Origin of the sequence: Acinetobacter lwoffii (genome assembly GCF_019048525.1) — a bacterium.
Lineage (GTDB): Bacteria > Pseudomonadota > Gammaproteobacteria > Pseudomonadales > Moraxellaceae > Acinetobacter > Acinetobacter lwoffii_K.
On the sequence record NZ_CP077369.1, the window covers coordinates 558,288 to 574,246 of the forward strand.

At 45.1% G+C, this 15,959-nt stretch carries 16 protein-coding genes; 6 read left to right on the top strand and 10 right to left on the bottom strand.

What is annotated here, in order from left to right; genetic code table 11:
* Positions 1-49: 49 nt before the first annotated feature.
* Positions 50-1,120: an LPS export ABC transporter permease LptG gene (gene lptG, locus I6L24_RS02720; protein WP_004281054.1), complete on the bottom strand. Its 1,071-nt coding sequence runs from the start codon at positions 1,118-1,120 to the stop codon at positions 50-52.
* 2 nt (positions 1,121-1,122) lie between these two features.
* Entirely contained in the window at positions 1,123-2,223 is a 1,101-nt protein-coding gene (gene lptF / locus I6L24_RS02725; RefSeq protein ID WP_004281053.1) for an LPS export ABC transporter permease LptF, read from the bottom strand.
* A 156-nt stretch (positions 2,224-2,379) separates the two neighbouring features.
* On the opposite strand from lptF, the gene I6L24_RS02730 reads away from it, so the two are divergent.
* From I6L24_RS02730 to blhA, 3 genes are read left to right on the top strand one after another with little or no spacing between them, the layout of a single operon-like run.
* Complete coding sequence (locus tag I6L24_RS02730; protein WP_085064325.1) at positions 2,380-3,828, top strand: leucyl aminopeptidase; 1,449 nt, start codon at positions 2,380-2,382, stop codon at positions 3,826-3,828.
* Complete coding sequence (locus tag I6L24_RS02735; RefSeq protein ID WP_085064324.1) at positions 3,821-4,228, top strand: DNA polymerase III subunit chi; 408 nt, start codon at positions 3,821-3,823, stop codon at positions 4,226-4,228. The genes I6L24_RS02730 and I6L24_RS02735 overlap by 8 nt, the downstream gene beginning before the upstream one ends.
* A gap of 26 nt (positions 4,229-4,254) precedes the next feature.
* Positions 4,255-4,884, top strand: coding sequence for a cell division protein BlhA (blhA, locus tag I6L24_RS02740; protein WP_086044361.1), 630 nt, complete (start codon positions 4,255-4,257; stop codon positions 4,882-4,884).
* Positions 4,885-4,944: 60 nt separating this feature from the next.
* Here the strand turns inward: blhA and I6L24_RS02745 are convergent, their stop codons facing one another.
* The 7 genes from I6L24_RS02745 to glnK form a co-directional block, all read right to left on the bottom strand.
* Entirely contained in the window at positions 4,945-5,490 is a 546-nt protein-coding gene (locus I6L24_RS02745; protein WP_086044360.1) for a VTT domain-containing protein, read from the bottom strand.
* 109 nt (positions 5,491-5,599) lie between these two features.
* A complete protein-coding gene (locus tag I6L24_RS02750; protein ID WP_086044359.1) occupies positions 5,600-6,259 on the bottom strand; it encodes a riboflavin synthase in 660 nt (219 codons plus the stop codon).
* Between the two features lie 22 nt (positions 6,260-6,281).
* Positions 6,282-7,574, bottom strand: a complete 1,293-nt coding sequence (locus I6L24_RS02755; RefSeq protein ID WP_086044358.1) for a DNA adenine methylase — start codon at positions 7,572-7,574, stop codon at positions 6,282-6,284.
* The gene (gene ribD / locus I6L24_RS02760) at positions 7,571-8,659 is read right to left on the bottom strand and encodes a bifunctional diaminohydroxyphosphoribosylaminopyrimidine deaminase/5-amino-6-(5-phosphoribosylamino)uracil reductase RibD (RefSeq protein ID WP_086044357.1); all 1,089 of its coding nucleotides are present in this window, start codon (positions 8,657-8,659) and stop codon (positions 7,571-7,573) included. Before ribD ends, I6L24_RS02755 begins: the two co-directional genes overlap by 4 nt.
* Before the next feature lie 2 nt (positions 8,660-8,661).
* Entirely contained in the window at positions 8,662-9,126 is a 465-nt protein-coding gene (gene nrdR, locus I6L24_RS02765) for a transcriptional regulator NrdR (RefSeq protein WP_004281044.1), read from the bottom strand.
* 140 nt (positions 9,127-9,266) lie between these two features.
* On the bottom strand, positions 9,267-10,679 hold the full coding sequence (locus I6L24_RS02770) for an ammonium transporter (protein ID WP_086044356.1): 1,413 nt from the start codon (positions 10,677-10,679) through the stop codon (positions 9,267-9,269).
* Between the two features lie 59 nt (positions 10,680-10,738).
* A complete protein-coding gene (glnK, locus tag I6L24_RS02775; protein ID WP_004281042.1) occupies positions 10,739-11,077 on the bottom strand; it encodes a P-II family nitrogen regulator in 339 nt (112 codons plus the stop codon).
* A gap of 277 nt (positions 11,078-11,354) precedes the next feature.
* On the opposite strand from glnK, the gene I6L24_RS02780 reads away from it, so the two are divergent.
* Together I6L24_RS02780 and I6L24_RS02785 are read left to right on the top strand one after the other, a co-directional pair.
* On the top strand, positions 11,355-11,582 hold the full coding sequence (locus tag I6L24_RS02780) for an accessory factor UbiK family protein (RefSeq protein WP_004732524.1): 228 nt from the start codon (positions 11,355-11,357) through the stop codon (positions 11,580-11,582).
* 66 nt (positions 11,583-11,648) lie between these two features.
* Positions 11,649-13,139, top strand: a complete 1,491-nt coding sequence (locus I6L24_RS02785) for a YifB family Mg chelatase-like AAA ATPase (protein WP_216986390.1) — start codon at positions 11,649-11,651, stop codon at positions 13,137-13,139.
* Positions 13,140-13,186: 47 nt separating this feature from the next.
* Here I6L24_RS02785 and I6L24_RS02790 read toward each other — a convergent pair whose 3' ends face one another.
* Positions 13,187-13,921, bottom strand: a complete 735-nt coding sequence (locus I6L24_RS02790; protein WP_216986391.1) for a TorF family putative porin — start codon at positions 13,919-13,921, stop codon at positions 13,187-13,189.
* A 597-nt stretch (positions 13,922-14,518) separates the two neighbouring features.
* Here I6L24_RS02790 and I6L24_RS02795 point away from each other — a divergent pair.
* Positions 14,519-15,865 (top strand): OprD family outer membrane porin, encoded by a 1,347-nt coding sequence (locus tag I6L24_RS02795; protein ID WP_085064600.1) that lies wholly within the window; start codon positions 14,519-14,521, stop codon positions 15,863-15,865.
* Positions 15,866-15,959 lie beyond the last annotated feature (94 nt).

Genomic DNA, 15,959 nt, shown 5'->3' on the forward strand with positions numbered 1-15,959 from the left:
TATGGTTTAAGCCTCTCATGATGATTGATTTGTTCTATTTTCCTGTACCTTAGCGTGCCCGATGCAGCAAGTATCCGCCGATGCCGAACATGATCAGAATCGGAATAAACACGAACCAGGCCGGAGACGGTGCATAGATCAAGCTGGCATAGCCGAGGAAATCCTGCAGATAGAAGAAACCCAGTCCGGCAAATAAAGCTATCACCAGACGAAAACCCATGGATTGCTGACGTAATGGCCCGAAGATAAATGAACAGGCGATCACTACTAGTGCAATCAGGGCAAAAGGCGAGCCGAGTTTTTGCCAGAAGGCCAGCTGATAGGTTTTAGGCACCTGGCTGTATTCATGCATATAGCTCATGAAACTGACCAGTTGACTCGGCGATAAATCTTCAGGATCAATCGTCACCATATGCACATATTTAGGCTGTAATGCTAGCGCTAAAGGTTGCTGTTGCTGCTTAACCAGTGTGGCATTACCATTTTGGAGAATATCGAACTGCTCTGTGTTGTCCAGCGTCCAGGAACCATCTTTAACAAATTGGCCCTGATCTGCCTGCAAGGTACCGCGCAAACGATAGTTCTGGTCAAAGTCCAGCATCTGCACATTTTTCAACTGACCTTGCGAGTTAGCATAATCGATATAAATAAAGCGCTGCCCTTCCCGAGTCCAGTAACCACGAACTTCACCGAGCTGAGCGGCTTTACTGGCACTTTTTACGCTTTTGGCCTGTTCATTGGTATAAGGAATGACCCACTCGCTCAGGGCAAATGACAACACCACCAACAACAGTGCTGAACGGATCACCCACCCGACAATACGCCATAAGCTCACGCCGACCGAACGCATCACAATCAGCTCACTATTCGAGGCTAATGTACCAAGACCTAAAACTGCACCAATCAGTGCAGAAATCGGCAGGATTTCATATAAATAATTTGGTGCGCCCCAAAGCACATATTTCAAGGCATCCCAGGCACCATAACCATCTTTGAGCGAACCAAGCTCACCCAGATAAGTAAATAATACCTGTAAACCCGCCAATACCGCGGTTGCACCCAGCATCGCCAGCGCAGTGGTTTGGGTCACATGTTTTGCAACTATACGACGTGCCAACATTGTTAAGACCTCACTCGCTGAATCTGTTTCTTGATTTTCGGGCCTAATTTCTGTTTACGCGAGAACAAGGCACCCGCAATTGCATAGGCAATCAGAATCAATGGATAGGCCCAAATGCCCATTTCTTCTTTACTGATCCGCGTCTTCACTGCCATCAGGGCCACAATCAGACTGGCAAAAATCATGAGGGCAGGAAATAACTTGAGATATCGACCCTGTCGTGGACTCACTTCAGACAAGGCCACAGCCAGAATCAGGGCAATCAGAATCGCAAAAGGAACAAACACCCGCCAGCCCAACTCACTGGCCACCACAGGATCCTGACGGTTCTGCCACAATTGCGAGGTCGGTAAGGCCTCAACTTCAGTACTGGCAAATTGCGCTTCTTCATCGCTTTCTAAGCGCAGACGATAGCTTTCAAATTCAGCTTGAGTATATTGCGGTGTACCCGGATAGATCTCATAACGGCGTCCATTAACCAGATCGACCACATTGGCAGCATCATTCGGTACTTCAATTCGGGTGGCTTCCTGCGCCAGAATCATCACATCCGGTTTGCCTTCTTTTTCCGCACGCTGATAAAAGAAAATATCTTTTAAATTTTTACGGTCTTCTGACAGGTCACCGGCATAAATGGTATAGGGCCCAGAGGAGATAAATTCTTTCGGTCGCACCAGGTCAAAGCCGGTACGTACCGCCTGACTGGTGGTCAGGGCTTCAAACTGGCGAATGCCCCACGGCGCAGCCCACAGCATCAATCCGGCCTGAGCAATCAAAAACACCAGGGTCATCGGCACCAGTAGACGCGCCAATTGATGCCGACTGACGCCACTGCCATTCATCACGGCCATTTCATGGTCGACATATAAACGGCCAAACACCAGCATCAGTCCAATAAAGAAACCGAGCGGAAGAATCAGGGTCAAGAATTCAGGCAAACGGTAGCCAATAATGCTAAATAAAATGCCTGCATCCAGACGGCCTTGCGCCGCGACACCAAAATACTTGATCAGTCGACCGCCCATCATGATCAAGGTCAATAAGGCAATCACCACCAAGGATGTCGAGACAACTTGCTTGACCAGATAACGCCGAATAATCAAATTAATTCTTCCAAAATAAGGTCCATAAAACGAGTGCTAGTTTACCCGAATAGCAAAAATATAAAACCTAGGCCGCCCTGCCCATTGAAAATCTATTCGGATAAATGTTTCAATGACTGAATGATTTACCCATCTAGACAGGCGTGAAAACAGAATATGAAACTTACAATTAATACGTCATTCCCAGAGAATGGATCAAGTCAATCTTTGTTGATTTTAGTTGACTCAGAACAACTTCAGAATACAACCGCAACCTATCAAATCAATAATTTAGACACATTAATTGAAGCCTCTCAATTCAAGGCAGCGTTGGCGGAAAGCCTGAGCCTGATTGGTCAGGTGAGCCAGTCCAGCCATGCAGCACTAATTGGTTTAGGCAAGGTCGCTGAACTGCAACCGGCAAAACTTGCAAAAATCGCGCAAACTATTATTCAAGTCACTCAAAAAAAATTCAAACAGATTTCTGTAGATCTGACACAACTTCCACAAGAATTCCATTATCTGTTTGCGCTCTTCCTGACTCAGGCCAGCTATGGTTATGATGAATATAAATCCAAGAAGAATGAATTTGTGCTCGAGCAGATCGACCTGATTGCCACTCATAGCGTCTTAACTACCGAACAGTTGCAACTGGTACAAGCAGTGCAAAGCGGACAAAATCTGGCACGTGACCTGGGCAACCGTCCGGGCAATATCTGTTTCCCTGAATATCTTGCAGAACAGGCGTTGGCTTTGGCGGCCGAATATCCGGAGCTGCTTAAAGTCACTGTGCTGGATGAACAGCAGATGGCGGATTTAGGCATGGGTGCCTTCCTTGCAGTGAGTAAGGGTTCAGAGCGTCCGGGCCGTATCATCAGCATGGAATATCAGTCAGAACGTAGCGAAGCACCGGTAGTCTTGGTGGGTAAAGGTATTACTTTTGATACTGGCGGTATTTCACTTAAACCGGGCGCAGGCATGGACGAGATGAAATATGACATGTGCGGTGCAGCCTCTGTACTTGGTACGATGCGTGCATTGTGCGAAGCCCGCTTACCTCTACATGTGGTGGGAACCATCGCTGCAGCAGAAAACATGCCTTCAGGTAAAGCCACCCGTCCTGGTGATATCGTAACGACCATGAGCGGTCAGACGGTTGAAATCCTGAATACCGATGCCGAAGGACGTCTGGTGCTGTGTGATACCCTGACTTATGTAAAACGTTTTAATCCTGCTTTGGTGATTGATATTGCGACCTTAACCGGTGCCTGTGTGGTCGCTTTGGGTTCAGTGCTGACAGGTCTGTTCACGCCAGATGATAAACTGGCAGCAGAACTGGAAGCTGCCGGCCAGCATTCATTTGACCGGGTATGGCGTATGCCGGTACTGGAAGACTATCAGGAACAACTGGATTCACCATTTGCCGACATTGGCAATATCGGTGGTCCAAAAGCTGGTTCTGTGACTGCAGCCTGCTTCCTGCAACGTTTTACCCGTGAATATCGCTGGGCACATCTGGATGTTGCAGGTACGGCATGGAACTCAGGTACCAATAAAGGTGCAACCGGCCGTCCAGTTCCATTATTGATGCAATTCCTGACGAGTCGCGTTCAAAGCAATGGCTAAAGTCAGCTTTTATTTATTTGAAAAAAGTCCTGAACGACAAGTGAACAGCACTTGTCGTTTATGCCGTAAGATTCTGCGCCAGCCGGCGCGAATCTGGTTATTGTGTGCCGATACAGATTTGCAACAGCAGCTGGATGAACGCCTGTGGAGTTTTGATCCCGCGAGTTTTATTCCGCATGGTATTGACCAGCCTCAGGCGACGGTCTGTATTTCGGCAACACTACCGGAACAGTCCGACTGGATTATTTTCAATTTTAATCCGGAAGCACTTGAACCTTACGCAAAATTTAGTCACATTATTGAGATCATTGAAAACCATGAAACGGCTAAACAGCTGGGTCGTGAAAAATTCAAGCAATATCGTCGTTTAGGTATTGAACCGGACACCCATAAGCTTTAACCGATATCATCCACAAGGAGAGGCACGTGGCATTAAATGTAGGTCCCGATTTTAAACAGCGCTGGTTAAATGTGCCGGAAGCTGTACGTCAGACCTTTATCGATGACCTCTCTCGGATCTGCGATATTTTAAAGCCAGAAACGTCTTTGGAAGAATGGCAGAGTCGCGACCAGCGCTTGCAACAGGAATCTGAACGCAAGATCGAAGCCGCGTATGCGCAGCGCAAGGCCGAATTGATTGAAGAAGCCCGTATTCGCAAACAGCTTGCGCTTGAAAAGGCCTTGGCCGAGAAACGTGCCGAAGAACAGGCCTATCAAGAACAGCTACGTCATGAGGAACAGCGCAAATTTAGCGAACAGAGTCAGGCGCTCGCTGAAATAAAGACGCATCTAGAGGCTGAAGTGCAGCACTATGTCGCACGTTATGCAAAAAATCCTGAGACGACTTTTGATTTTGCCAGAGGTCGCATCCAGATTGAGGACCAGAGCATTTTATCCGAATTAGAAAGTGTACGTTTACGTCTGGAACTTGAGGCAGAAACCGTGATTGAACAGACCGTCAATGCACTGCGTGAAAAAATGCGTGCGGCGGCCAAAGAAGAAATCGAGTATATGCTGAAAAATTCAGAATTTTCTGATCAGCTACATAATATTTAAATGATCCTTTCACATTAAAAAGCCCGAAAATTCGGGCTTTTTTTTCTTCTATGTCGCGTCTTAGAAAAAATCTGCCAGCATAAAGGCAGCATTTCCGAGCAAGTAGCCAATGCTTAATAACGTGCTAATCCAGAGGATGCCACCCGCAATATTATAAAAGCTGAATGTGGCAAAGCTCATATGCGCTGAACCGGCAGCAAAAGGGCCAAATGAGCGGACAAAGGGAATAAAACGTGCGATTAAAATAGTTTTACCGCCATGTTTCATAAAATAGTGGTTGGTTTTCACCATATATTCCGGCTTGAAATAACGTGAATGTTGGTTGAAATATTTTAAGCCGAGAACTTTTCCAGTGTAATAATTCACGCTATAGCCCAGCACCGAGGCAGTGAATAACAACAGCCCCATCGAATGCAAGGTCACCAGGTCGCTGCTGGCGCACAAAGCTCCCACAGCCAGCAATAGACTGTCACCCGGCAGGAAAAAGAAAAATACAGAACCGGTTTCTGCAAAAATCACCAGAAACAGGATTGCATAAATCCATACCCCATATTGATCGAGCAATAGCGGCAATGACTGTTCCAAGTTCAGTAAAAAATCGAGCATTCGACCCGTCCACCCAGGCAATATTTGCAAGTTGAACTGCTGATTATCCCGAAAAATAAAAAAACAGTCTAATTTTTCAATCAGACTGTTCAGTAAATCAACATTTCTCTTATTTTAAGAAACCATTTTCAGCCAGGAAATCCATGCTGATTTTTGATTGCTCAGTAGTTTCAGCGGCTTTATCACCCAGTAATAAACGTTCAATATAACGTGCCAATACATCCACTTCCAGATTGACCTTGCTGCCAACTTTCCAGGTACCTATATTGGTCCGTTCAGCGGTATGCGGAATCAGGTTCAGACTGATCACACTGCCACGCAAATGATTAATCGTCAGGCTAATACCATCAACTGTAACCGAGCCTTTTTCTGCCAGATATTTGGCAATTTCGGCCGGTGCAGTGACTTCATAATAAATCGAACGTGCATCTTCACGAACCAGCGTGATCTCGCCGACTGCATCGACATGACCTGACACAATATGACCACCAAAACGCGTAGTTGGCAACATGGCTTTTTCAACATTGACAGGTTGACCGGCTTTCCAGGTGCCGAGTGTGGTCCGGTTCAGGCTTTCACGGGAAACATCAGCCGCATACCACTTCTCGCCCCAGTCGATCACGGTCAGGCAGATGCCGTTGGTCGCAATAGAATCACCCAGATGTACATCGGACATGTCCAGATCGGTCTGGATGCGTAAACGTACATCACCACCAACGCTTTGCAGACTTTCGACTTTGCCGAGGCTTTCGATAATACCTGTAAACATTTTTATTTCCTTTTCAATTCTTTTACCAGAGGGCCAACTGGGTACTAACGCCGGTCGTATCCACACCACCCAATTCTGCATAATGATGCAGCTGGCTGAGTAATTGACGGATCGGTGGACCTGACTTGGCGTGGGTATCGGTAATCACAATAAATTCCAGCACGCGGGCACGTTCAGACTGGCGCTGTTTGCTAACACGATAACGCGGCACATCCTGGGTCAGCAAAGTCACCCGGCCACGTTTCAGATTGGCCTGTAACAAATCGGTAGCGCTGATATTACCGTCAGTTGAATAACTGGTCAGAATGAAACGTGCATTGATGGTGGCCAACAGGCTCTCGTAAGCTTCTTTGGCATATTTAGAGGAATTGTACTGGCTCGGACGCTCTTTGCGCCATGCCCGGTCAATCCCGCTCTTAAAGCCCTTGGTATCTGGAGTCGGCAAATCGGCCTGATCCCATAAGGTCAGCGCATTCAGCACATGATAATTACTGCTATAGGCATGCTGATTATACGGTGGATCCAGATAAGCCACATCCACTTCAAAACCACTCATCTGGTTGGCCAAATGCTGGGCATCGACACACCACATTTCTGCGGCCATTCCTTTTTTCTGATCCGATTCACAAAAACGACTTGGCGTTAACCATAGTAAAGATTCAATCCGTTCCAGCGCAGTTTGGGTTTTCCCGCCCCAACCATGGTGAAAGCTTTTGAAAACACCAGAAGTATTGCTGACAAAACTGGCGGAATACAGCAAGGGTGCCAGCAAGGCAGACATTTCCACATCATCAATTGCACCTTGTGCCTGCCAGGCTGCAATCTGCTGACGAATCGCATCAATACGCATGCCGTTACGACGTTTAAAGAACAAACGGTCACGGGCGGGATCATAAATTTCATCATTGCGCGGACACAGGTTATGCGTGACCCAGCCTTTCACTTCCGGCAGACGGTTCAGATAATCAATGGCTTTCTGATAGCCACCCAATTCTTTAAACGCCGGTGCTTCAGTACAGGCCAGCACCGCATGATTCAATGCATGGCTATAGGGTTCCCAGTCATTGGCAATCACGCGATAACCATTTTGACGGGCTAAGCGTGATACCACACCAGAACCAGCAAAAAAATCAGCAAAAATCGGCGCACGGCCATCTTCACGCTTCAGAGTTCCTGTAATTTCAAGTGCTTCCAGAATCAAATGTAATAAACGGCGTTTGTTGCCCAGATAAGGAACCAGCTGATGGAAAAGATATTCATCGGTGGTACGTGCCGCATGGCGACGTTTATGATAAACCGTAGACTCTGAACTCATAGTGTCTCTTGAAAAGGAATTAACCTGAAGCGCACGTCATCACCCAAGCGGGTCACATCGCGCAGCTTAAATCGGAGTTGTTCTGCCATAAGGCTGAATTCTGCATTAAACATAGTACGTGCAGACTGACCCAATAAGGTCGGTGCAACGTAACTGATCAGTTCATCAACCAATTGTTCTTGTAAAAATGCCGTAGATAAGGTCGCCCCTGCTTCCACCAAGACATCATAAATCTGATGCTGCTCAGCCAGCTGGGACAATAATTGTTTTAAAGGCTGTACCGGCAATTGTAACACACCCAGATCGGCCAGCTCTTGCCGAAAAGGTCCCATCACCAACACGGTGTCGGCTTGCGCTAGAATTTTCGCCGTTAATGGCAAACGCCCCTGACGATCCAAAATGATACGCTTGGGCTGTACTACTGTTTCAATATCTTCAATGCCATCGAGTTGCCGCACATTCAGCTGACAGTCATCGGCCAGAACTGTTTCAATCCCAGTGATGACTGCACCGGAAATGGCCCGCCAATACTGCACGTCCTGACGCGCCTCGGCTCCGGTAATCCATTTCGATTCACCGGATGCCATCGCCGTACGGCCATCCAGACTGGATGCAATTTTAAGTCGCACATACGGCATGCCGGTCGCCATGGCTTTCAGGAAACCTTGATTCAGCTGATGCGCTTGTTCCTGACCAATCCCGACTTCAACATCGATACCGGCATCTTTTAAAATCTGTACACCCTTGCCCGCCACCAGCGGATTTGGATCAGGACAGGCCACGACCACTTTAGCCACACCAGCTTCAACCAGACCCTTGGCACATGGCGGCGTTCGCCCATAATGCGCACACGGCTCCAAAGTGACATACGCGGTTGCACCACGTGCCTGCTCACTAGCCTGACGCAGCGCGAATACTTCAGCATGCGGCTGCCCTGCTTGAGGATGAAAACCCTCACCGATAATGACGCCATCTTTGACAATGACACAGCCGACATTCGGATTGGGCTTGGTCGAGTATTGACCTTGACGTGCCAGTTCAATGGCCCGCTGCATCCAGATTTGATCTTGATTCAGTTCAGCCATACTTATTCTTGTAATTCTCGTTGTTGCATCTGTTCAATCTGATGACGAAAAGCTTCGACATCCTGAAAATCCTGATAGACCGAAGCGAAACGCACATAAGCAACATGATCAAGTGCGAATAAAGACTGCATCACGATTTCACCAATGGTACGAGATTTCACGTCACGCTCACCTAAACGGCGAATCTGTAGCTGAATATCGCTCAGCACCGTTTCAATCTGCTCCTGGGTCACCGGGCGTTTTTGCAAGGCATGCATCAGGGAACGACGTAATTTGGCTTCATCGAAAGGTTCATTCTTGCCATCCGACTTGATGACGCGCGGCATCACCACTTCATAGCTTTCAAAGGTAGTGAAGCGTTCATTACAACTGACACATTCACGGCGACGACGAATCTGACAGCCTTCAGCTGCCAGGCGTGAATCAATCACTTTACTGTCTGCAGTATTGCAAAATGGGCAATGCATAGCGGTTTAATTGAACAAATCCAGATGGATTCCGAGTGTAGCAAAAATTACAAACTTTGTAGAGTTTTACGCAACATATAGAAAAAAAACAGCCCATTCGGGCTGTTTTACACTATATATTGATTATGGTGTATTTATTATTATTCGACACGTTCGCCATGTTGACTTAAATCCAGACCCATACGCTCATCATCAGATGCCACACGGATTCCAATGATCAAGTCGATGACTTTCAGGATAATGAAGGTCATGATCGCAGAGTAAGCAATCGTTGCCAGCACACCTTCCACTTGCACCCAAAGCTGATGCATGACATTGGCAGGAGCATTGTCACCCATGATGAATTCGCTGGCAAAGAAGGCCGTTAAAATCGCGCCAACAATACCACCTACACCATGCAGGCCAAAAGCATCTAAAGAATCATCGGCTTTCAATGCGCGTTTCAGTGCAGTAATCCCCCAGAAGCACACCACACCACCGATCAGACCCATCGCCAATGCGCCGCCTACAGTCACAAAACCTGCAGCTGGAGTAATGACCACCAGACCAGCAACTGCGCCCGATACGCCGCCCAGTACAGAAGCTTTACCACGTGCCAGTTTTTCAGTGATTAACCAGGAGATAGCTGCTGCCGCTGCTGCGACTTGAGTCACGACCAAAGCATAGCCTGCAGAACCGTTGGCACCTAATGCAGAACCACCGTTGAAACCGAACCAGCCTACCCAGAGTAAAGATGCACCGACCACAGTAAGCGTCAGGTTATGCGGTGCCATAGATTCACGGCCCAAGCCCATACGTTTGCCTAACATATACGCTGCGACCAGACCGGCAACACCCGAGTTGATATGTACAACCGTACCACCGGCAAAATCAAGCGCGCCGTCATTACCTAACCAGCCACCACCCCATACCCAGTGGGTAATTGGTGCATAGACAATCACCACCCAAAGTGCGATGAAAGCAACGAAAGCACCAAATTTCATACGCTCTGCAATCGAACCGCTGATGATGGCAACCGTAATGATGGCAAAAGTCATTTGGAAAATCACAAACAGGATTTCAGGAATCGTGCCTGAAAGCGCCTCTGTGGTAATACCGGCCAGCATGAACTTGTCCAGGCCACCTATAAAGGCATTGCCTTCACCGAAAGCGAGGGTATAACCAATAATCACCCAGGCAATACTCACCACCGCCGCAGCAATAAAGCTATGTGCCATCGTCGCCAGAACGTTTTTCTTACGGACCATACCGCCATAAAATAGCGCCAAGCCAGGAATGGTCATGAGTAAAACTAGAGCGGTAGAGGTTAAAACCCAAGCGGTATCGCCGGTATCTAGCGTTGGTTCTTCTTCTGCAGGTGCTGCAGCTTCAACTGGCGCTGCTTCAGCAATTGCTGCTGTAGTGTCTGTTGTTGTATTTGTTGTATCGCCTGCTTCTTCAACAAGCACAATTTCTTCTGTCGGTGTTGTTGCTGTTGCAGCTTCTTCAGCCCATGCAACAGAACCACCAAAAAGAGCGCCGGCCATGCCGAACGCGAGTAGCATTTTTTTCATTCGTATCCCCCAACCAAGTTTTTGTGAGTTATTAGGTACTCAGCAAACTTCGTGCCAAGTTAGACAGCGTCTGCACCTGTTTCACCTGTACGAATACGGATGACTTGTTCCAAGTTAGTAACGAAAATTTTTCCGTCACCGATTTTTCCAGTGCTCGCCACACGAGTAATAGATTCAATCACCGCGTCTACCATTTCATCGCTAATCGCGATTTCAATTTTGACTTTCGGCAAGAAATCTACAACGTATTCAGCACCACGATAGAGTTCAGTATGGCCTTTTTGACGACCAAAGCCTTTCACTTCAGTTACAGTGATGCCTTGAACACCAATTTCAGACAATGCTTCGCGAACATCGTCTAATTTAAAAGGTTTTACAATTGCAGTTACGAGCTTCATGTTTGTTTTCCTTCGGCTTATTTCACCAGTAAGGTTTTACGTTCAAATTTCATGCCAAGATTCCTAAGGTCGGGGGAAATTAGAAAGCCCGGCATGTGGTTTATTTATACCTTATTTTATACGGATAAAGGCTTCGAATCTTCAAAAAATAGACATTTTTTATGTGGATTTTTACAATATCTTTAATCGAATAAGTCTATATTTTGTCTGAAATACTATAGTCTGCATTTTAGCAATGCTAAACTGTCGGTTCCTTTCTACGGCGATGGATCAGACAATGATTGAAACTTTATTACAAGCAATTTTGCAGCAAGTCGAACAACCTAAGAAAGATTTGGAACATAATATCCGTGCCTTGTTAAATGAAGCTGTGGCGAAAATGGATTTGGTGTCTAAAGAAGAAATAGAACGTCAGCGTACTGCCCTAAATAATGCCAATCATCGCCTGAATGATTTGCTCAAACAGGTGGAAGCATTAGAAGAGAGAATTTCGAACAAAAAATAAGCACAACTACAGTGCATAAAAGACACCAGAACTATAAAAATAACGCACCAAATTGGAACAATAATAATGTCTTTTGCCAAAATTTATACGCGAGGCTTGCTGGGCCTGCATGCGCCTTTAATTGAAGTCGAAGTTCATGTCAGTTCGGGTATGCCTTCACTCACTATAGTGGGGCTTCCCGAAGCGGCGGTACGTGAAAGTAAAGACCGGGTCCGTTCTGCCATTTTGAATAGCGGCTTTCAATTTCCAACCAAACGTCTGACCATTAATCTGGCCCCTGCAGATCTGCCAAAAGATGGCTCACGTCTGGACTTACCGATTGCTTTAGGTATTTTAGTGGCCTCTGGGCAGCTGCCTGAAAATTGCACCGAGCATCTTGAATTTATTGGAGAATTGGCCCTCGATGGTCAATTACGTCCTGTCAGCGGCACCTTAAGTATTGCCATTGCCTGTCAAAGTGACCAGCATCAACTGATTTTGCCTGGCCCCAATGCACAGGAAGCCTGTCAGCTCCCAGACTTTAAAGTCTTTGCAGCCAATCATTTAAAAGAAGTGTGTGAACATCTTGCCCAAGCGCAGCGCTTACCGCAAATAGAAGCCAGTCCACTCAATACAGACCATTTTTATAAGTTTGATCTGGCGGATGTAAAAGGACAATTACGACCACGGCGTGGCTTGGAAATTGCTGCGGCAGGTGGTCATTCCCTGCTGTTTCGAGGCCCACCCGGAACAGGCAAGACCTTGCTGGCTTCTCGATTGGCCAGTATTTTGCCACCCTTAAAGACGCAGGAAAATCTGGAAGTCGCCAGTATTTATTCGGTGGCGAATGCCAATCACTCTTTTGGGCAACGGCCTTTTCGAGCACCCCACCATACTGCTTCGGCGGTAGCATTGGTCGGTGGCGGCTCACACCCCAAGCCAGGAGAAATTACCCTGGCGCATTTAGGGGTTTTATTTCTGGACGAACTGCCTGAATTCGACCGCAAAGTTCTGGAAGTCTTACGGCAGCCTTTGGAAGCGAAGGAAATCGTCATTTCCCGAGCATCACGCCAAATTACCTTTCCGGCCAATTTCCAGTTAGTGGCTGCCATGAATCCCTGCCCGTGTGGATATGCCTTTAATCAGGATATCCGCTGCCAATGCTCACCAGAAAGTATTAAACGCTATCAGAACCGGATTTCAGGCCCCCTGCTGGATCGGATTGATTTGCATATTGATGTACCGCCATTACAGGCGCATGAGTTACAGGACAATCGACCTACAGAAAACTCAGAAACGGTTAGACAACGCGTCATTGCAGCCTATGAAATTCAGATGCAACGGCAAAATACCTCGAATATGAGTTTGAGTCCAAAGCAGCTAGAGCAATATGCCGCATTAGATCAGTCTGCTCAGAATATGCTTGAAATAGCTCAACAAAAACTGAATTTATCAGCGCGCGGCTATCATCGGGTCTTGCGTGTTGCACGCACCATTGCCGATTTAAATCAAAGTCCAGATATTCAAAGTCAGCATCTTTCGGAGGCCCTGTCTTATCGCGGGCAGCAGCAGATTTAGATCATTAAAATAAGGCGACCTAAGGTCGCCTTTTTATCTAAAGAGGATTAGAAGCTATAACCGAGCCCGAATACGACTTTATTCTTTTGTTTTTCATCAAAACGATCATAACCACCCAAAATATAATTCATGCTTGCAGTTACACCTGTGTCACCAAGTGGCTTGCTTAAACCGATGTCAAAATGACGGAAACCAAAACTTTCTGTAGTTCCTTCAATAAAGTCACCTGATTTTTCATAAGCATATAAGCCTAAAGCTGTATCCAAGCTGAAATCTTGTGGTAAAGCATAGCTATAAGTGGCTTTTAAATAGGTATCACCTGCATTGCCCCAAGTGGTATCTTCAAGAAGGGTTTGTGCTGTAACGCCCAAATCTTTATAGCTCATACCCAATAACAGCTCAAATCCATCAGAATTGACATCAGATTCATAATAATAGTAGTAAGTCGTACCGATCGTTAAACCTAAGTCATCATTGACTGCGTGGCTATAGCCAGCATAGAAGTTATTTTCGAAAGCATCACGTCCTTCTTCAGACAAAGTGTAATCTAGCGTAGATCCCCACCAACCTACATAGAAGCCAGACGCATGGTTATAATCGAGTCCACCTTGTAAGGTAGCGCCGCTATTTTCAGGAATGTTAGTAATACCACGCAGGTTATAGCTTGAAAGTACGCTTATATTTCCAGATACCGTATGTTCAGCAACAGGTTCTTCGGCAAAAGAAAAAGAAGATACAGCGCCCAATAAAGCAAGAGATAATACTTTTAATGTTAATTTCATTGTGTGGCTCCCCCAGATCGTCTGAGACGTTTTTATGATCATTGATTAAACTCAAGCTCAAAATTTGCAAGAGCTATGCCAATCTGGATAAAAGGAACCAAAATAATAAATCTAAAAAGAAAAATAAAATTTAAATCATTGTTTTTAAATAAAAATTAAAATTATGAAAAAATGAATTATCTAAGCTTTCTTTTAAATAAATGTAGTTAAGGGTATTTCATCAATTTTTTAATACTTATACATAATCATTTACAATTTGCCCTATTTTGATTCCATTTTTGTAATGATCAAAATTTGTGCTAAAAAATAGTGCGTAATTTTTGATCATATTTTTTGGACTTTCCAAAATAAACAAGCTGATCATATTCATTTCATCACTTCAGAAATATCATTTATACCTGTCAATAGAGTTATGTTTTTACTAACTTTTTACCGACAGGTTGAAAATTAATCACCTCAAATCCTTGCTATTGTTTAATTTGAGTTAAAAAAATCTAAACTTTAGTGGAATATATCTAATAAAAAATGACATTTTTTCAGCATTTCTTATACAATTCCTAAAAAATTCCGATCAATTTGTATAAGGCTCTCTTCCCAATGCAAAATTCAAAAAAATTAACGTTAGCAGTTTTGATTCAGGCTGCTTTGGTTTCTACTGCTTTCGCTAGCGAGCAAAGTGAATCGAAAGGTTTTGTAGAAGATGCAGAAGGTTCTGTACTTTTCCGTACCGGTTATTTGCACCGCGATAAAATCAACTATAACGACAATCAAACCGGTGCACGTGAAGTTGTTAATGATACAAGCTCAGCTGCTCAAACTGCGATCGTTAAATTAGACTCTGGTTTTACCAAAGGTGTAGTCGGCTTTGGTGCGGGTATCATTGGTGATGCATCTTTCAAATTGGGTGAAAATGCACATGCCGGTAATGACATGATTCCTCAACATCCCGATGGTTCAGCTTATGATCACTGGGCACGTGGCGGCGCATATGTAAAAGCACGTGTTTCAAACACGACTGCTACTTATGGTACTCAGGTTTTAGACTTACCTGTACTTGCAAGCAATACTGCGCGTTTAGTACCTGAATACTTTACAGGTGTATTGGTTGAAAGTAATGAAATCGAAAACTTAAGCCTCGTTGCTGGTAAATTTACTGAAAACCAGCGTTCAAGCCAGATCAAATCTGATGGTAATGAATTGGATCGCGCAGTAGTTTGGGGTGCAAAATACAAATTTAATGATGCAGTTAATGCTTCTTATTATGGTACAGACATTAAAGACCGCCTAGAGCGTCATTATGTCAATGCCAATTATAGTTATGCATTGGCGAATGGTAGTACTTTAACTCATGACTTTAGTGGCTATCATACTGATTGGGATAAAAAATCCGACGTCAGTGCATATACATACTCACATACAACTGATGACTTTAATAACTTAAGCAACAATATTTGGGCAATTTCTACGACCTATAATAAAGGCCCACACAATGTCATGCTTGCTTACCAACAAAATACGGGTAATACAGGTTATGACTATGGTTTAGGTAAAGGTGTAGGTGATGGTCATCAAACCATTTATATGCCGAACTCATACCTGTCTGACTTCATTGGTAATGATGAAAAATCAGCACAGCTTCAATACACTTATGATTTCGGTGCAATGAATGTTCCTGGCCTATCTTGGACTTCTGCATTTGTTTATGGTTGGGATATTGATGTTGCTAATCAAAATGATCGCTCTCAATTAATCACTAGTGATGCTCAAGAACGTGAATTCTTTAATCAGGTAAAATATACAGTTCAATCTGGTTTTGCTAAAGACACTAGCTTACGTGTACGTCACTCATACTACCGTGCGAGTGATGAATACCAATACGGAAACTACATTGGTGACACTAATGAATGGCGTATCTGGTTAGATATTCCTGTGAAATTATTCTAATTCACTTGAGTTTCAAGCCATAAAAAAACCTGCACATTGTGCAGGTTTTTTTATTCCAGGCTTTAAAAAGTTAAAACCTGAACGATAAAAAGCA